This window comes from Lonsdalea quercina subsp. quercina, assembly GCF_000688655.1.
In the GTDB taxonomy this organism is placed as follows: Bacteria; Pseudomonadota; Gammaproteobacteria; order Enterobacterales; family Enterobacteriaceae; genus Lonsdalea; species Lonsdalea quercina.
On the sequence record NZ_JIBO01000020.1, the window covers coordinates 20,193 to 37,426 of the forward strand.

Sequence of the window (17,234 nt, forward strand, 5' to 3'; positions counted from 1 at the left end):
CGTATCTGTATCAATCGAGGGTAATCACTTCGTGACTGTGCGTGATAGTCACCGACGCGCCCAGCATCAACGCCACCGAGCAGTACTTGTCTGCCGACAAGGATACCGCGCGCGACACGGCTTGTTCGGTCAGCCCTTTGCCGGTCACGATGAAATGCAGGTTGATGGCCGTGAACAGCCGGGGCGCTTCCTGCCTGCGCTCGGAGGTGAGACGCACCTCGCAGTCCGTCACATCGTGACGTCCTTTTTGCAGAATAGACACGACATCGATAGCGCTGCATCCTCCCGCCGACATCAACAGTACTTCCATCGGGCTTGGTGCTTTGTCGCCCGCATTGCCGTCCATAACAATCTGGTGGCCGGAGGCGGATTCGCCGATAAATGTTAACCCTTCAACCCATTTCACCCGCGCTTGCATAGCCTTACACTCCCACTCAACTTTTTTTGAAATTTTATCGCGCTTATGTAGAAAATGCCTGAGTATCAAGGCGTAATCATGCTGAAGCGAGACAACACAAGACAGTACTCTCAACCTGTGTTACAAACAGAGGCAGCATCCGGTGCGTTCTGCGCAATGTTGAAAACAGCAGTTTGCAGAGTCACCTGACAAAGAGGTTTCAGTCAATTCCCTGACAGATTTCGCCCATCGAAATTTGAATTATAACTAGAGTTATCATGCCTTACAGGGAACTCTGGGCCCTGTGATTTACGTAGTGAATTACAACAGAGGATAACAGCGAATGGTTCTCGGCAAACCGCAAACAGACCCGACTCTTGAATGGTTCCTTTCTCATTGCCATATTCACAAGTACCCCTCAAAGAGTACGCTGATTCACCAGGGTGAAAAAGCAGAAACGCTTTACTACATTGTAAAGGGTTCCGTTGCCGTATTGATAAAAGACGAAGAAGGGAAAGAGATGATCCTTTCTTATCTGAATCAAGGGGATTTCATTGGTGAGCTAGGCTTGTTCGAAGAAGATCAGGAACGTAGCGCCTGGGTGCGAGCCAAGAGCGCCTGCGAAGTGGCAGAGATTTCCTATAAAAAATTCCGCCAGCTGATTCAGGTCAACCCCGATATTCTGATGCGCCTGTCATCCCAGATTGCGCGAAGACTTCAGGTCACCTCCCAGAAAGTGGGCAATCTTGCATTTCTTGACGTCACTGGCCGCATCGCACAGACCCTGCTAAACCTTGCCAAACAGCCTGATGCCATGACGCATCCAGACGGCATGCAGATTAAAATCACTCGACAGGAAATCGGCCAGATTGTGGGCTGCTCTCGCGAAACCGTCGGCCGAATACTAAAGATGCTGGAAGATCAGGAGCTGATTTCAGCACACGGTAAAACCATCGTGGTCTTCGGCACTCGTTAGCCTCAACACTAGACTTATGAACAGCGCGCAACGCGCTGTTCACGCTCCGCTTAGAGATTCGATTCGCCCTTAACCACCCGAGCGACCGCTCTCGCAAACAGCGCCATACCCTCATCAATATCGTCCAGTTCAATCACCAGCGACGGCACAAAGCGGATAACGTCAGGACCCGCGACCAGAATCATCACACCCAACTCGGCGGCAGCCGTCAGAAAATCGCGCGCCCGGCCATGCCATTGAGGNTTCAGCTGTGCGCCAAGTAACAGGCCCATGCCGCGCACACCGTCGAATATATCGAATTGTTGATTGATGGCGTCCAGCGCGGAAATAAAGCGATCGTGTCTGGCGGAAACGCCCGATAGCACTATTGGTGTATTAATGACGTCCAATGCCGCTTCCGCCACCGCACAGGCCAGGGGATTGCCGCCATAGGTGGTGCCATGAGTGCCGACCTTCATGACAGAGGCGACGTCCTCGGTGGTCAGCATCGCGCTGATGGGGAATCCGCCGCCCAACGCCTTGGCGGTCGTCAGAATATCAGGCGTCACGCCATAGTGCATATAGGTAAACAGCTCGCCGGTACGCCCCATGCCGCACTGCACCTCATCAAACACCAGCAGCGCCTGATGTTGATCACATAGTTTTCGCACGCCTTCCATAAATGCCTGCGTGGCCGGCAGCACGCCGCCTTCGCCCTGCACCGGCTCCAGTACCACGGCGCACGTATGATCGTCGATCACCGCCTTCACCGCATCCAGATCGTTAAACGGCACATGAATGATATCGGCGGGCTTCGGCCCGAATCCGTCTGCGTACTTCGGCTGCCCGCCGACCGAGACGGTAAAGAGCGTGCGGCCATGAAATGCCTGATGGAAAGCGATAATCTTGGTTTTATACGGACTGAATCGTTCGATGGCGTAGTGACGCGCCAGTTTGAAGGCCGCCTCGTTGGCTTCCGCGCCCGAATTGGCGAAAAACACGCGTTCAGCGAACGTCGCTGCAATCAGCTTGCTCGCCAGTCGCAGCGCGGGTTCGTTGGTGAAAACGTTGCTGGTGTGCCACAGCGTTTCGCCCTGGGTCTTGAGGGCATTCACCAGCGCAGGATGGCAATGCCCCAACGCCGTAACGGCGATACCGCCGGAAAAATCGATGTATTCCTTACCCTGCTGATCCCATACCCGGCTGCCTTTCCCCCTCACCGGTACGAACTGAGCCGGTGCATAAACAGGAAGAATGACCTTATCGTAGGTATCACGCGTTACTGCGGTTTTATCTGTTGCCATCTGCTGCCCCGCTTTAAGATTTCATGTTTAATTTGAAATTATAGTCATCAAATATGCATAAAAAATCAAAGACAGGCAATTATTAATCCGCATGGATAGCCAATAAGCGGCGGACTCATTCTCCGTGCAGAAAATTACGCAACAGCTTATGCCCCTGCTGACTCAAAATGCTTTCCGGGTGAAACTGCACGCCCTCCAGCGGCAGACTCCGATGACGGATCCCCATGATTTCATCCAGGGTTCCTGCGCTATTTTCCGTCCAGGCGGTGATTTCGAAGCAGTCCGGCAGCGAGGCGCCGTCGACGATCAAAGAGTGATAGCGCGTCACCGTCAGCGGCTGCGCCAACCCGGTGAAAACGCCGATGTCACGATGGCGGATTAGAGAGGTCTTACCGTGCATGACTTCGCGTGCGCGCACAACCTGAGCGCCAAAAGCCTGACCCAGCGCCTGATGCCCCAGACAAACCCCTAAAATCGGCAACTGCCCGGCAAAATGACGAATGGCTTGCAGCGAGATGCCCGCTTCGTTCGGCGTACAGGGACCCGGCGATATCACCAGATGCTGCGGCGATAGGCATTCAATCGCCTCAAGACTCAGCTCATCATTACGCTTGACCACTACCTCCTCGCCCAGCTCGCAGAAGTATTGGTACAGGTTGTAGGTAAAGGAGTCGTAGTTATCTATGATCAGTAACATTCATCACTCTGAAACAAGCTGGCGATAGCAGGAAGAGCGCCCTGTTATCGCGCAGAAAGAGGATTCAAGACGGGATAGGGCAACCAAACATGCTCCCGATGAAAACAAACGCCGGGAGCATGCTATAAAAGCCTCGGCGAACAACGCCAGAGCCTTAATGGCCGTAATTATTTGATGATCTTGGCGGACTGGATGACGATCGGCTTGATGGGCACGTTTTGGTAAGGCCCAACGTTCTCCGTCTGCACCTGGGAAATCTTATCCGCCACATCCATCCCCTTCACTACTTTGCCGAAGACGGCATAGCCGAAGTCGCGCTGGCCATGATCCAGAAATGCGTTATCCGCCACATTGAGGAAGAACTGGCTGGTGGCGCTGTCTTTCTCACTGGTACGCGCCATCGATATCGTGCCGCGCAGATTACGCAATCCGTTGTCAGCTTCGTTTTTGATCGGCGGATTGGTCGCCTTCTGTTTAAGATCGCTGGTGAATCCCCCTCCCTGAACCATAAATCCTGGGATAACGCGGTGGAAAACGGTGCCGTTATAGAAACCGCTATCGACATAACTCACAAAATTTTTCACTGACTCGGGCGCTTTTTGATCGTCCAGCGCCAGTTCGATATTGCCGGCCGAAGTGGTAAGCAACACGTGCGTTGATGCGGTTGCAGCAAAGGCTGGCGAGAACGCTGACAAACTAAATACGGTCGCTATCGTTGCCAATATACGTTTTGACATGAAGAATTCCTTTTAGGGGCCAACTACAGAAAGCGTATCGATTGTAAATAGCCGCCTGTCCGCGCGCTACCGATTTACCTTTTTTTACGCAGGACTGAAAATCGGGCTGACAGCCGCAATCCGGCTGATGTGGCGCTTTTCACGGTGGTGACGTCGATATCGCTGACCTGAAACGAAAAAGACGAGCCGCCTGGCTCGTCTTCGGATCTTGTGGATATCCGCGCAACGGGCGTTCTATGGCTTATGGACGAGCGACGAACCCAATGGCGTCATAGACCTTGTTCAGCGTCTGACTGGCGCGCTCACGGGCCTTCTCGGCGCCGTCGCGCATTACCTGCTGCAAATAGGCTTCGTCGTTGCGGAAGCGATGATAACGCTCCTGCAGTTCGCCCAACATGCCGGACACCGCTTCCGCCACGGCGCCTTTCAGGTGACCATACATCTGGCCTTCAAACTCCTGCTCCAACTGCGGGATAGATTTCCCCGTGACGCCAGAGAGGATATCAAGCAGGTTCGACACGCCCGGTTTATTGGCGATGTCATAGCGCACTACCGGTGGCTCATCCGAATCGGTCACCGCGCGTTTAATTTTTTTGGTCACCGCTTTCGGATCTTCCAGCAGGCCAATGACGTTGTTGCGGTTATCGTCCGATTTGGACATCTTTCTGGTCGGTTCCAGCAGCGACATCACGCGCGCGCCGGACTTGGGAATAAACGGTTCCGGCACCTTGAAGGTGTCGCCGTACAACGTGTTGAAACGCTGAGCGATATCACGGCTCAGCTCCAGATGCTGCTTCTGGTCTTCCCCCACCGGGACCTGATTCGTCTGGTACAGCAGGATATCCGCCGCCATCAGCACCGGATAACCGAACAGCCCGGCGTTAATGTTTTCGGCGTAGCGAGCGGACTTGTCCTTGAACTGGGTCATGCGGCTCAGTTCGCCGAAGTAAGTGTAGCAGTTCAGCGCCCAGGCCAGCTGTGTATGCTCAGGTACGTGCGACTGTACGAAGATGGTGCTCTTCTGCGGGTCGATCCCGCAGGCCAGATAGAGGGCCAGCGTATCCAGCGTCGCTTTCCTCAGCTGTTCCGCATCCTGACGAACCGTAATGGCATGCAGATCCACGATGCAATAAATGCAATCATAATCATCCTGCATATGAACCCACTGACGTAACGCACCCATGTAGTTACCAATGGTCAACTCGCCAGACGGCTGCGCGCCGCTAAATACAATGGGCTTACTCATGCTAATACTTCCTGATTATCTGAAATAGACGGTCCGACAAGGGACAAGAGATCCGCAAAGCGATCTAACACCACATTCGGGTGGCTTAGGGCTATCGCTTCGCCATAGTTATAGCCGTAGGTCATACCGACGCTCGGGCAACCGGCCGCCTGAGCGGCTTGTATATCATTACGAGAATCGCCGACGAACAACAATTCGTTCGCTCGCAATCCCAGCTTTCCCAACACCAGATAAAGCGGCGCGGGATGAGGCTTCTTACTCGGGACATCATCGCCGCCAAGCACTAACGTAAAGTAGGCGTCGATCCCGAGCGAACGCAACAACGGCGCCACGAAAGGCGTCGGCTTATTCGTCACCAGCGCCATAGGGACATTGCGAGCAGCCAGCGCGTGCAGCGTATCTTTGACCTCGGGATAAAGCTGGCTGCCAGCATCGACCGTTTGCGCGTAGGCGATATCAAACTGCTTGCGCACGGACTGCATGCGCTCAGGAGAAGGCTCGATGTCGGCCCAGCGCAGCGCTCGCTCGACCNCTTTATCGGCGCCGTTGCCGATCCAGGTTGCCAGTAGTGCTTCACCCGGCTCGGGCAGGCCTTGAGACCGCATCGCTATATCCAGCGCCTGAGACAGGCCCGGCGCGCTGTTAACCAGCGTGCCGTCGAGGTCGAAAGCTAGCCCGCGCNCAGCGATAAGTTCATCCATGGGACACCTTCGCTAATTCCTGACGCATGTTATCGATTACCGCCTGATAGTCAGGCTGATTGAAAATCGCCGNCCCCGCCACAAACATATCCGCTCCGGCGGCGGCAATTTCACCGATATTGTCCACTTTGACACCGCCGTCGACTTCCAGGCGGATGTCATACCCGCTGTCGTCGATCAGTTTGCGCACCTGGCGCAGTTTGGTAAGCGTGGAGGGAATGAACGATTGTCCGCCAAAGCCCGGGTTGACTGACATCAGCAGAATGATGTCCAGCTTATCCATGACGTAATCCAGGCAACTCAATGGCGTCGCCGGGTTGAGCACCAATCCCGCGCGGCAGCCGTGATCTTTAATCAGTTGCAGCGATCGGTCGACATGCTCTGAGGCTTCGGGATGAAAAGTAATGTAACTGGCGCCGGCCTCGGCAAAGTCCGGGATGAGGCGATCCACCGGCTTGACCATCAGGTGTACGTCAATCGGGGCGGTAATGCCGTAATCTCGCAGCGCCTTAAGCACCATCGGTCCCATGGTCAGATTGGGCACGTAATGATTATCCATGACGTCGAAGTGGACGACATCGGCTCCCGCCGCCAGCGCTTTGGCGGTGTCTTCTCCCAGCCGGGCAAAGTCAGCCGACAATATAGACGGGGCGATTAAAAACGGTTTCATTCGCTTCTCCAAACCATCAAGTCTGCATATTGCTGCCGAAGCCACTTCGGGTTCAAAAGGACTCGTACAGCCTCTGTGTTGGCGACAACGCGGGGCTTCACTCAGCCCAGCCTAATGTTTTTACCCTAACTCGACGCCGCGGTACAAAGCCAGCAGTTCGTTCACCTTGCTGCGCCCGGCGATATTGCGGCTAATCGTCCGCCGGGCCTTGACCACGTAAAGGGAAGAGGCCGACTGATACCATTCACGCGTCAGCTCTGTATCGTGATTGGATATCAGAACCGGTATTTGGCTTTCCGCCGATAGCTGTTCCGCCAGCTGCGCCAAACCGCGCTGATCGTCGTGATTAAAATTATTGGTGTGGTACGCCGTAAAATTCGCGGTGGCGGACAGCGGCGCATAAGGCGGATCGCAATACACCACCGATCCCTGCTTCGCCTTCGTCAACGTGTCCCGGTAGTGCTCGCAAACGAACGTGGCATTTTGAGNCTTTTGCGCAAACCAGCGCAGTTCGTCTTCGGGAAAATAGGGTTTCTTGTAACGCCCGAACGGCACGTTGAATTCGCCGCTCATGTTATAACGGCATAACCCGTTGTAACAGTGGCGGTTCAGATAGAGGAACAGTAGCGCGCGTCGGTAGGCGTTATCACAAGCATTAAATTCACTGCGCAGCAGATAAAAAACCTCCGAGGTATTCATTTCTTGCGTGAATAACTCGCGGGCATCGCGGATGAAATGTTCCGTTTTGGTTTTAACGATATCGTAAAGATTAATGAGATCGCTGTTGATATCAGCCAGGATGTAGTTGTCGTAGTCGGTATTGAGAAACACCGAGCCGGCACCCACAAAGGGTTCGATTAAGCAATCTCCCGCTGGTAGATATCGGCGAATCTCTTCTACCAGCGGATACTTACCACCAGCCCATTTTAAGAAAGCGCGGTTTTTCTTCATGCCGTCGTTAGTTACTCATACTTTTCAGAGCCGCGGATTGTACTCTGTTTCAGACAGCACATCAGGGCTAATTGGTGTTACTTACTTAAGTCCTGCTTCACCTGTCGGATCGGCTTAACCCATGGTTTTTTGGCCTGAACATCGGCAGGCAGTGATGCAACGGCGCGTTTGGCTTCATCCGAGGAAGCGTAAACACCGCTCACAAGCACATACCAGGGTTTGCCATCCCTTTGAGTCTGATAGACCCAGTAATTCGTCAGCCGCTGCGATTTAGCATAGGCCTGCAACGAACTCTCGCGGGACGCACCGCTAAGCTGAAGCGTAAAGTGGCTGGCTGACGCGTTTTGAATCGAACCATTCGCCTGGCCGCCGCCAGCCGATGCAACCGGTTTGCTTGACGGCGCTGGAGTGATAGCCGTCGTCGGTGCTTTGGATACGCTGCTGTTTTTTGCGGGAGCTTTATGCGACAGGCCATTGGCATCCGTATGGCGAGATTTCTCCGTGCCGGGACGCAACGGCGTCGTTGTCTCACGCGGAGGGCGCGCTTTGCCGCCTGGTAACACCGAAGCCGGCGACGTCGGCAAAGTCACTTCTGAGCCAGCGCTGTTCTGCGCCACCGCATTCAACTGCTGCTGTTGCTGCGGCTGAGAGAGCGTATCCATCATATTGCCCGACAGCTCAATACGTTGCTGGTTCTTGTTCTGAGCGGGTAACGGCGCCTGAGTGGGCGCTTCCGCGACAGGAGGCGCACTCAACGACTGCGGCTCGCCAGCTGGCGTCTGGCCGGGAACCTGCGTTTGAGGTGAGGCCAGCGCGGTGGAGCCGGTGGTTGAAGCCGAAGGCGATGCAAGCTCAATGCTCTTCGAACCGCCGCTAGAGGAAGCGCGCGGCGTCACATCCTGACTCGGCGACTGAAGCGCGGCACCAACGGCAACAATCAGCAGCACCAGCACGATAATGCCGACGCCAATCATGACATGCTGTTTGGATAACGCCATGCTGGGCAGAGTGAACCCCTGTTTTCTTTTTTGCTGGCGCTGTGGCCGACGATCGCTGGTATCCGGCTTCAGCTCGTCTTCCGGATTGAACTCACCCATCTATACCCCTCCCATTGAACGGCAGCTGCTCGTGGTGATGCAACCGCCGCGAATAGCTATATCATCAGGTATCATAGTACAAATAAAAACCATCGCCCCTACAGGGAGACTTCTCACTAAGTCTATGTCAGGGAAGACAATCAGCAATGGAAGCCAGAACCACATCATGGGCGACGCCGCTGCGTATTTCAGCCTGGCCGATAGCCATAGGCAATATCAGGCGCAGCTCACCACCCAATACTTTTTTATCGCGCATCATGTGCGGCAGATAAGACTCGGGAGTCATTGAAGCCGGCCCCGTGATCGGCAGTCCGGCTCGCGTCAATAACGCTTTGATACGATCAACCTCTGCCGAACCCAGCAGGCCGAGACGATATGCGGCCTGAGCGGCCATGACCGTACCGACCGCCACCGCTTCGCCATGCAGCCAGTTGCCGTAGCCCATTTCCGCTTCGATAGCATGGCCGTATGTGTGGCCTAAATTCAGCAAGGCGCGCAGGCCGTTTTCGCGTTCATCGGCCGCGACGACTTCCGCCTTGAGTTCACAGCAGCGTCGAATACAGTAGGCCACAGGGGCGTTTTCTAACGCGCGCACTGCGTCGATATGTGTTTCCAGCCAGGCGAAAAAGTCGCTGTCGAATACGATGCCGTATTTGATGACTTCGGCCAGACCGGAAGAGAGTTCGTTGGCAGGCAGCGTTTTCAGACAGTCGATATCTATCACCACGGAGGCCGGCTGATAGAAAGCGCCAATCATGTTTTTGCCTAGGGGATGATTCACCGCGGTTTTACCGCCGACGGAGGAATCCACCTGAGCCAAGAGAGAGGTCGGAACCTGAATGAAGCGAACGCCGCGCTGATAGCAGGCCGCTGCGAAGCCGGTCAAATCACCGATAACGCCGCCGCCCAGCGCCACCAACGTGGTGTCCCTGCCATGGGGTTTCTCCAATAGCGCGGAGAAGACCTGATCAAGTATCGTCAGAGATTTATACTTCTCTCCGTCGGGAAGAATCACCTGATCAACCCGCACCCCTACATTTTCCAAAACGGTCCGCACGGCGTCCAGGTAGAGCGGCGCCAATGTATCATTGGTCACCACCATAACCTGATCGCCCGCCTTTAACGGCAAAAAAGAGTCTGCGTTGCTGAATAATCCAGCGGCTATCGTAATGGGATAACTGCGTTCCCCGAGAGTGACGATAATTCTTTCCATGCGCGTTCCATGACCTGTCGGAAGCCCGTAGAGTGCAGGCGGCTATACAAAATCAGTTGTTTTCCAGCATGCTGATGATCTGGTTGGCAACTACCTTGGCGCTTTGTTCATCGGTGCGAATCGTGATGTCTGCGATTTCTTCGTACAGTGGATTACGTTCTCTCGCTAACGCTTCCAGTACTTCGCGCGGAGGGGCCTCAACCTGCAACAATGGGCGCTTTTTATCACGCTGAGTGCGGGCTAACTGCTTCTCGATGGTGGTTTCCAGATACACGACAACGCCTCGCGCAGAAAGGCGATTGCGGGTTTCGCGTGTTTTCACCGAACCGCCGCCGGTTGCCAGCACGATCCCTTGTTTCTCCGTCAATTCATTAATGACTTTCTCTTCGCGCTCGCGGAAGCCTTCTTCGCCTTCCACATCAAATACCCAGCCCACATCAGCCCCGGTACGTCGCTCAATTTCTTGATCGGAGTCGAAGAACTCCATGTTGAGTTGCTGAGCTAACTGACGGCCAATAGTGCTTTTGCCGGCACCCATAGGCCCAACCAGAAAGATATTGCGTTTCTCTGCCATTTTTTTGGTATTACTAAGAAATTCGTTAATGATAACCCGCCCCGCCATGTAACCTGCGGCGGAACCTAAACTGAAACCTCATGAGCGATAGTGCGAGAATCAGACGAAAAATTATCTCAATACTCAGGGTAGTTTGGCAACCTAATAAAATTTCACATTATCCAAACAAGGATGATGTAAGTTATCGTCATCGCCGGTGGAACGACACTTCAGTACTCAATTCGCTAATCCTTGTATGCTAAAACCGCCGCATCGTCAAACGGTGAAGGGAATTATTGATAAAATGCGCAGTTTTCCCTCATCACTATCGATAAAGCTATAACTCTGTCTGTGGCGCGTCGTGAATGAGCGTCGGCGTGATGAAGATCACCAGCTCGCGCCGGGTGTTTTGCTGACTGCGGCTTTTAAACAGCCCGCCGACGACTGGCAACTGACCCAGTCCGGGCACGCGATTTTCAGCCTGATTTTTCTGCTGCTGAAAAATACCGCCTAAAACAATTGTTTCACCATCGGTGACCGTGACCTGCGTTTGAATTTCCTGCTTATCAATCGCCAATATTTCTCCTTCGCCCTGTTTAATGGCTCTTCCCGGCATGTTTTGGCTAATAAGCAGATTCAGGCTGATGCGGTTTTGGGGCAGCACGCGCGGCGTCACCTCCATACCCAATACCGCTTCTTTGAACTCTATCGACGTCGAACCACTCGCGCCGCTCGACACCTGATAAGGGATCTCTGTCCCCTGCTTGATGCTGGCCGTCTGCCGGTGCGCTGTGAACAGCCGCGGACTGGCAATAATCTCGACCGCGTTTTCCTGTTCCAGCGCCTGTAGCTCCAGATCGAGCAGTCGGCCATCAAGTCGGGCGAGGTGGATGCCAGCCTTAATCGCGGGCGTCGTGATCGGCAAATCGATATTGAAGTTGTTCACGCTAAGGCCTTTACCCGGCCCCACGCGCTCGCCCAGACCCCAGTTCACGCCCAACGATTCCAGCTGTTCGCTGCCGATCGTTACGATGTGAGCCGTCAGTCGAACCTGAGCCAGCGGTTTATCCATTTCGCGAATCCAGGCTTTAATCTCCGCTACCGCCGCCGCTTCGTCCCTTATCAGCAACGTATTGGTACGTTTATCCGCCGTCACCCGGCCGCGTTCACTCAATAGCGTGCCGCGTTGCCCCTGTAAACCAGCGGCAACGTCGCTCGCCTCCGCGTATTGCAGCATTAGAGATGCATTTTTCAAGGGTTTCGTATGCTGCACCTCCCGCTCCGTCTGCGGCACGTCTGAGAACTTCCCGCGGGTGTACACCATCAGCACATCGCCTTCCCTCTCCAACGTCAGATCGGCCATTTTTAACGTGATGTCTAACGCCTGCTGCCAGGGAACGTTATTCAACTGCAGGCTGATGTTTCCCTCCACGCCAGGCGCGACAACAAGGTTCAATCGCTGGTGGTCCGCCAACGCCTGTAACGCGCGCGCGACCGGCACATCATCAAAAGCCAGCGAAACCGGGAGCGCCTCCTGCGCCATGACAGGTTGATGGAAGCAAAGACACACCAGCAGCACATAGCGAAACGTCGCTTTCCGCATGCATAAAACACGACAAAACATCATGGCGCGCCTCCTTGTGCCCAGTTGAAAAAAGGTAGAGACAGCGGAATTTCCGACACCGGACAATCGCCTTGCGGAGGAAAAATCCGTAGCGTTCGATGCGCACGATCCAGCCGCACCTTCAAGCCTTCAGTTGGGGTCGCCGTCTCGTCGTACCTCACCCTCAGCCATCCATTTTCCGCCTGCTTTACCCATCCCACCCAGCGCGACATATCGCCAACCAGCCCCAGCAGCCGCCATTGCTCCAGGGACGCAGGCATAGCGCAAGGCACAGTCTGCGGTTGAAACGGGTCCCTTTCCGTCGCCGGAGGAGGAGTCCGCGCAGCGCCCGAGTTCAATGCCAGCAACAGGCAAGCCATCGCCATGCATGATTTTCCGTTGAATAACACTGACGCCACTGTCATCGCGGACCTCCCGTTTTCGGCACGGCGGTACGCAGTAGGAGTTCGGTTCGAATGCCCTCACCGCCCCCCGTCATCACCAGTCGATCGATGCGGGGGACGGTAGTGGAGCCGTTCAGCCGGCTAATGAAGCGCCGTATGCCCACATAGTCTGCATTAAAGACCAGCAGCCATCCGCTTTCGTCGCTCTCATTGACGTCAGGCGACAATGGGGACCAGGAGATAAGCTGGCCGCCGGACTCACGCAGCGCCTCCGTAGGTAAAACGATACCCTGTTCCCAACGCGTCTCCGCCAACGGCCGCGACGCTGAACGCGGCGGCAAGGCGGCCGGAGCAGGTAACGCCGTCAGCCTTTTCTGCCACTGTGCTACCGCCTTCTGCTCTCTTTGCCGCTGTTCCTTCAGTAACGCCGTTTGCTGCCGCAATCCGCTGTTCACCGAGCCCCAAATCACCAGCGAAAGCGCCGCTACCAATCCACACTGCGTCGTTAACAGCGCTCGCATCGGGGTATTGAACCATCGACAAACGAATGGGGAAACCTGCCTCATTTCTCTCTTCTCCCAACAGGCGACATCCCACGGACGTTCTCCATTTCTCCCAATTGCAAGGTGAACTCCAGCAACGCCGCATTCTTCGAATGGCGGCGGGTTTGTCGAAGCTGGGGGGCTGCAGCCAGCGGGTGTCCCGCCAGACGNCTGGAGAAATCGACAACCGTCTGATAATGATGACTCACCCCCGACAGCAGCAGACCGCGCTCGCTGTCGCTGATTTCCGTCAGCCATAGCGCATCCGGCATCAGCCGGGGGAGATATTTCAAGAGTTCCTGATAGCGCCGATTATGCCGTTTCCCCTGCTCGCTTAACGTCTGTTGGGCCTGTTTGAACGCTTGTTGCTGAGTGGTCAGGAGAACGCGTTGATACTGCGTCTCATACGACTGCCTGGCTGATTGCAGTTGGGTAATGCGCTGCGTCAGCGTCGCGTGCCGTCGTTGAGAGGCCAAGTAGTCTCCCGCGATGATGAACGCCGCAATCGCAAGCTGCACGGTCAACAGGAGGCTCCAGAGGCGAATACGCCGCATGAGCCGACGGCGCCGCCACGGAAGCAAGTTGATAACCGGCATCAGTCATCCCCCGGACGCAGCGCCANCCCGGCCGCGATAGCGAATGTCGACGGTTCCATCGGCAACGGCGCTTGCTGATAGTTGAACGCCACCAGCGGCGACCACGGGATCAGCCGTTCCGTTTCGCCGACATCCCTATTCGAGACCGACGAACTCAGGTAAATCGGATAGTGTGCTGAAGCCGGGAAGCGCTCGTCTATCTCACTGATGCAGTCGAGCAATGTGGCATGTTCGCCCCGGTCTTGCGAAGTGAACGTACCAAAGTGCAGCGGCTGTCCGACCGGAGAGATCCACAGCCAGCTATCCTTAAAGCGGTGCAGCAGCGGCGCATGAGGAGAAATACCGACTTGTCTGGCTACGCAGCGAAGGGCGCAGGGACTGATATCCACCACATCGGCATACAGACCGGCTTTGGCCAGACAGGACAACCATGCCGTCAGCGCTGTTTTTCTGGCGGCCGTCACCAGCACGGTATCCGGTGTATGCGGGTCGTCGCGATAGTCGAGCGCCAGCGCTTCCACACTCACCGGAAGCGTCTTCGACGCCATCTTTTCGATATATCCGCTGCGTTCCGGCTCACGCAACCGGGGATCGGGAGCCACCATTCGGTGTTGGAATATCAGCGCTGGCGGTAGTGCGATGCGCAGAGAAATGAAGCGCGGCAACTCACGCCGCCATTGATGAAGCACCTCACAAAGTGAGTCTGGATCATGTAGACTACCTGCGCGTAACGTATCGCCCGGCAACGGTAATTGCCACCAGTGGCGCAGTTGCCAGCCATCGCGGCGACGTTGCACCGCCAGAGCGCGCACGACGCCATTTTGTATATCCAATCCAACCCGCCAGATGTGGTAAGCCATGTTCGATCTCCTTATCGTCAGCCAAAAGAACGTGTTCTCAGCGCTGGCTTACCTTTATACTTAGCGCCCGATTGCTTATAAACTATTCAACCGCTACTGAATGGAAAATCTCAGGNGAAGCTCGTAAAGTATTTATTCATCCTTGTAGTAACTTGCATTCTGCTGGGAGCCGCCTCGCTCTATGGCCTTTATCGCTATATTGAGCCCCAGTTACCCGATGTCGCGACGCTCAAAGACGTTCGTCTGCAAACCCCGATGCAGGTATACAGCGCCGACGGCGAGCTCATCGCTCAATTCGGCGAGAAACGCCGCATTCCGTTGCAGCTGTCCCAAATCCCGCCCGAGCTGGTACACGCCTTTATCGCCACTGAAGACAGCCGCTTCTATGAACACCACGGCATCGACCCCCAGGGCATCCTGCGTGCGGCATCGGTTGCGATGTTGTCAGGCCATGCGTCCCAAGGCGCGAGCACCATCACTCAGCAGCTGGCGCGTAACTTCTTCTTAAGCCCGGAGCGCACGCTGCTGCGTAAGGTCAAAGAGGTCTTTCTCGCCATTCGCATCGAGCAGATGATGACGAAGGATGAAATCCTCGAGCTGTATCTCAATAAAATCTATCTGGGGTATCGCGCATACGGCGTCGGCGCGGCAGCTCAGGTCTATTTTGGCCGCACGGTGGATCAGCTGACGTTGGGAGAAATGGCGATGATCGCCGGCCTGCCCAAAGCGCCGTCGNCCTTCAACCCGCTCTACTCGTACGACCGCGCGCTCGCTCGCCGCAACGTGGTTTTGTCACGCATGCTGGATGAAAACTACATCACTCGGGGCCAGTACGATTTGGCACGAAGCGAGAAATTGGATGCCGACTACCATGCGCCCAAAATCGCCTTCTCCGCGCCATATATGGCGGAGATGGTGCGTCAGGAGATGGTGAAACGGTATGGCGACGGCGCCTATAACGATGGCTACAAGGTCTATACCACCATTACCCGGAAACTTCAGCAGGCCGCTGATGAAGCCGTGCGCAACAACGTGATCGACTACGATATGCGCCACGGTTACCGCGGCGCAGACCAGGAATTGTGGAAAGTCGGTATGCCGGCCTGGCCTGAAAAGAAAATCGTTGAAACCCTGAAAAAACTGCCGGTCTACGGGCCACTGCAACCGGCGGTAGTCACGGCCTCCGCCGCCGATCAGGCCACCGCGACCTTATCATCAGGCGAAAAAGTCGTTCTGCCGATGGAAACCGTACGCTGGGCCCGCCCATTCAAAACCGNCTATTTGCAGGGAGCCGTACCGCGACGCGTGACGGATGTCCTGCAGGCAGGTCAGCAGATCTGGGTGCGTAAAGTCGACGACGTCTGGTGGCTGGCTCAGTTGCCCGACGTCAATTCAGCGATGGTGTCTTTAGACCCGAACAACGGCGCCGTGCTGGCATTGGTGGGCGGCTTCGACTTCAACCAGAGCAAGTTCAACCGCGCCACTCAGGCTTTGCGCCAGATCGGGTCGAACATTAAACCGTTCCTCTATACGGCGGCGATGGACAAAGGGCTGACGCTCGCGACCCTGCTAAACGACGCCCCGATTACCCGCTGGGATCCGGGCGCCGGTTCCGACTGGAGTCCGAAAAACTCCCCGCCGCAGTACGACGGCCCCATCCGACTTCGTCAGGGTCTCGGACAGTCGAAAAACGTCGTGATGGTACGCGCGATGCGCGCGATGGGCGTGGACTATGCGGCCAACTATCTGGAGCGCTTCGGTTTTCCACAGCAAAACATTGTGCACACCGAGTCGCTGGCGCTTGGCGCCGCTGCATTCACTCCGCTACAGATGGTTCGCGGCTATTCGGTGATGACGAACGGCGGCTATTTGGTCGACCCGTACTTCATCAGCAAGATCGTCGATGACTTTGGTAATACGCTGTTCGCCGCCGAACCTAAAATTGTCTGCAATACCTGTAATTTGCCGGTGATTTACGGTGAAACCCAACGTTCCGTCGAGCTGTCTCCAGATTCAATGGAAAATGTTGCCACGTCGCAGGAGCATCCACAGCCCAACGCCGCGCCGCAGCCCGACCCGATTACTCCGCCGGAAGCGGCACGACAGGCCAATCAGCCTTATGCGCCGCACGTCATCAGCACACCGCTGGCCTTCCTTATCAAGGATGCCATGAACAGTAATGTCTTCGGCGAACCAGGCTGGATGGGAACCGGATGGCGCGCAGGAAAAGTGCTGCAACGCCATGATATCGGTGGGAAAACGGGGACGACTAACAACTCCAAGGATGCTTGGTTCTCCGGCTATGGACCAAATATCGTGACGTCCATCTGGATTGGCTTCGACGATCATCGTCGCGATTTGGGACGTTCGACCCTCTCGGGTGCGATCCGCGATCAGATTTCCGGATACGAAGGGGGCGCCAAGAGCGCGCAACCGGCCTGGGATAGCTTCATGAAAGTCGCACTTAACGGCGTACCGGAGCAGAAAACCTCGCCGCCGCCGGGCATTACCACCGTCACTATCGATCGCATCACGGGCATGCTGTCAGACGGGGGCGGTAACAGTCGTCAGGAGTACTTTATTGATGGGACGCAGCCGACACAGCATGCGACTCATGATTCCGGCACGACGTTGTACGACGCCGGCAGCGGTCAATCCGAGGAGTTATTTTAATTCCGCTATCAGGCAGGCGCGCTGTCACCAGCGCG

The 17,234-nt window shown here is 55.6% G+C and carries 18 protein-coding genes; 2 read left to right on the forward strand and 16 right to left on the reverse strand.

The window, feature by feature from the left end; genetic code table 11:
* Positions 1 to 10: 10 nt before the first annotated feature.
* On the reverse strand, positions 11 to 418 hold the full coding sequence (locus tag RZ35_RS16070; protein ID WP_026744222.1) for an OsmC family protein: 408 nt from the start codon (positions 416 to 418) through the stop codon (positions 11 to 13).
* A 322-nt stretch (positions 419 to 740) separates the two neighbouring features.
* Between RZ35_RS16070 and crp the strand changes: the two genes are divergently transcribed.
* A complete protein-coding gene (crp, locus tag RZ35_RS16075) occupies positions 741 to 1,373 on the forward strand; it encodes a cAMP-activated global transcriptional regulator CRP (protein ID WP_026741314.1) in 633 nt (210 codons plus the stop codon).
* Between the two features lie 50 nt (positions 1,374 to 1,423).
* On the opposite strand, the gene argD is transcribed toward crp, so the two are convergent.
* The 15 genes from argD to pilM form a co-directional block, all read right to left on the reverse strand.
* Positions 1,424 to 2,656, reverse strand: coding sequence for a bifunctional acetylornithine/succinyldiaminopimelate transaminase (gene argD, locus RZ35_RS16080; RefSeq protein WP_026744223.1), 1,233 nt, complete (start codon positions 2,654 to 2,656; stop codon positions 1,424 to 1,426).
* A 115-nt stretch (positions 2,657 to 2,771) separates the two neighbouring features.
* A complete protein-coding gene (locus RZ35_RS16085) occupies positions 2,772 to 3,353 on the reverse strand; it encodes an aminodeoxychorismate synthase component II (RefSeq protein WP_026744224.1) in 582 nt (193 codons plus the stop codon).
* 167 nt (positions 3,354 to 3,520) lie between these two features.
* Positions 3,521 to 4,090 carry a peptidylprolyl isomerase A gene (ppiA, locus tag RZ35_RS16090; protein ID WP_026744225.1) on the reverse strand — a complete coding sequence of 190 codons (570 nt, stop codon included), beginning with the start codon at positions 4,088 to 4,090 and terminating at the stop codon, positions 3,521 to 3,523.
* 241 nt (positions 4,091 to 4,331) lie between these two features.
* On the reverse strand, positions 4,332 to 5,336 hold the full coding sequence (trpS, locus tag RZ35_RS16095; RefSeq protein ID WP_026744226.1) for a tryptophan--tRNA ligase: 1,005 nt from the start codon (positions 5,334 to 5,336) through the stop codon (positions 4,332 to 4,334).
* Positions 5,333 to 6,037, reverse strand: a complete 705-nt coding sequence (locus tag RZ35_RS16100; RefSeq protein WP_026744227.1) for a phosphoglycolate phosphatase — start codon at positions 6,035 to 6,037, stop codon at positions 5,333 to 5,335. Before RZ35_RS16100 ends, trpS begins: the two co-directional genes overlap by 4 nt.
* Positions 6,030 to 6,707: a ribulose-phosphate 3-epimerase gene (rpe, locus tag RZ35_RS16105; RefSeq protein WP_026744228.1), complete on the reverse strand. Its 678-nt coding sequence runs from the start codon at positions 6,705 to 6,707 to the stop codon at positions 6,030 to 6,032. The genes RZ35_RS16100 and rpe overlap by 8 nt, the downstream gene beginning before the upstream one ends.
* Positions 6,708 to 6,827: 120 nt before the next feature.
* Positions 6,828 to 7,658 (reverse strand): adenine-specific DNA-methyltransferase, encoded by an 831-nt coding sequence (gene dam / locus RZ35_RS16110; protein ID WP_026744229.1) that lies wholly within the window; start codon positions 7,656 to 7,658, stop codon positions 6,828 to 6,830.
* Between the two features lie 77 nt (positions 7,659 to 7,735).
* Entirely contained in the window at positions 7,736 to 8,755 is a 1,020-nt protein-coding gene (locus RZ35_RS16115) for an SPOR domain-containing protein (RefSeq protein WP_026744230.1), read from the reverse strand.
* 127 nt (positions 8,756 to 8,882) lie between these two features.
* Positions 8,883 to 9,968 carry a 3-dehydroquinate synthase gene (gene aroB, locus RZ35_RS16120; RefSeq protein ID WP_026744231.1) on the reverse strand — a complete coding sequence of 362 codons (1,086 nt, stop codon included), beginning with the start codon at positions 9,966 to 9,968 and terminating at the stop codon, positions 8,883 to 8,885.
* A gap of 52 nt (positions 9,969 to 10,020) precedes the next feature.
* Entirely contained in the window at positions 10,021 to 10,542 is a 522-nt protein-coding gene (aroK, locus tag RZ35_RS16125) for a shikimate kinase AroK (protein ID WP_026741304.1), read from the reverse strand.
* Between the two features lie 316 nt (positions 10,543 to 10,858).
* Entirely contained in the window at positions 10,859 to 12,145 is a 1,287-nt protein-coding gene (hofQ, locus tag RZ35_RS16130) for a DNA uptake porin HofQ (protein ID WP_074729270.1), read from the reverse strand.
* The gene (locus RZ35_RS16135; protein WP_051625602.1) at positions 12,145 to 12,510 is read right to left on the reverse strand and encodes a HofP DNA utilization family protein; all 366 of its coding nucleotides are present in this window, start codon (positions 12,508 to 12,510) and stop codon (positions 12,145 to 12,147) included. Before RZ35_RS16135 ends, hofQ begins: the two co-directional genes overlap by 1 nt.
* A gap of 35 nt (positions 12,511 to 12,545) precedes the next feature.
* Entirely contained in the window at positions 12,546 to 13,049 is a 504-nt protein-coding gene (locus RZ35_RS16140; protein ID WP_026744233.1) for a hypothetical protein, read from the reverse strand.
* A gap of 41 nt (positions 13,050 to 13,090) precedes the next feature.
* Complete coding sequence (locus RZ35_RS16145; protein WP_026744234.1) at positions 13,091 to 13,666, reverse strand: PilN domain-containing protein; 576 nt, start codon at positions 13,664 to 13,666, stop codon at positions 13,091 to 13,093.
* Positions 13,666 to 14,526: a type IV pilus biogenesis protein PilM gene (gene pilM, locus RZ35_RS16150; protein WP_026744235.1), complete on the reverse strand. Its 861-nt coding sequence runs from the start codon at positions 14,524 to 14,526 to the stop codon at positions 13,666 to 13,668. The genes RZ35_RS16145 and pilM overlap by 1 nt, the downstream gene beginning before the upstream one ends.
* 96 nt (positions 14,527 to 14,622) lie before the next feature.
* Between pilM and mrcA the strand changes: the two genes are divergently transcribed.
* On the forward strand, positions 14,623 to 17,199 hold the full coding sequence (gene mrcA / locus RZ35_RS16155; RefSeq protein ID WP_071999815.1) for a peptidoglycan glycosyltransferase/peptidoglycan DD-transpeptidase MrcA: 2,577 nt from the start codon (positions 14,623 to 14,625) through the stop codon (positions 17,197 to 17,199).
* Positions 17,200 to 17,234: the final 35 nt, after the last annotated feature.

Coding starts and splice junctions, on each gene's coding strand:
- ppiA (WP_026744225.1), bottom strand. CDS start 4,090: ATGTCAAAACGTATATTGGCAACGATAGCGACCGTATTTAGTTTGTCA.
- RZ35_RS16140 (WP_026744233.1), bottom strand. CDS start 13,049: ATGCGAGCGCTGTTAACGACGCAGTGTGGATTGGTAGCGGCGCTTTCG.
- trpS (WP_026744226.1), bottom strand. CDS start 5,336: ATGAGTAAGCCCATTGTATTTAGCGGCGCGCAGCCGTCTGGCGAGTTG.
- aroB (WP_026744231.1), bottom strand. CDS start 9,968: ATGGAAAGAATTATCGTCACTCTCGGGGAACGCAGTTATCCCATTACG.
- hofQ (WP_074729270.1), bottom strand. CDS start 12,145: ATGTTTTGTCGTGTTTTATGCATGCGGAAAGCGACGTTTCGCTATGTG.
- aroK (WP_026741304.1), bottom strand. CDS start 10,542: ATGGCAGAGAAACGCAATATCTTTCTGGTTGGGCCTATGGGTGCCGGC.
- RZ35_RS16085 (WP_026744224.1), bottom strand. CDS start 3,353: ATGTTACTGATCATAGATAACTACGACTCCTTTACCTACAACCTGTAC.
- RZ35_RS16115 (WP_026744230.1), bottom strand. CDS start 8,755: ATGGGTGAGTTCAATCCGGAAGACGAGCTGAAGCCGGATACCAGCGAT.
- RZ35_RS16070 (WP_026744222.1), bottom strand. CDS start 418: ATGCAAGCGCGGGTGAAATGGGTTGAAGGGTTAACATTTATCGGCGAA.
- crp (WP_026741314.1), top strand. CDS start 741: ATGGTTCTCGGCAAACCGCAAACAGACCCGACTCTTGAATGGTTCCTT.
- RZ35_RS16135 (WP_051625602.1), bottom strand. CDS start 12,510: ATGGCGATGGCTTGCCTGTTGCTGGCATTGAACTCGGGCGCTGCGCGG.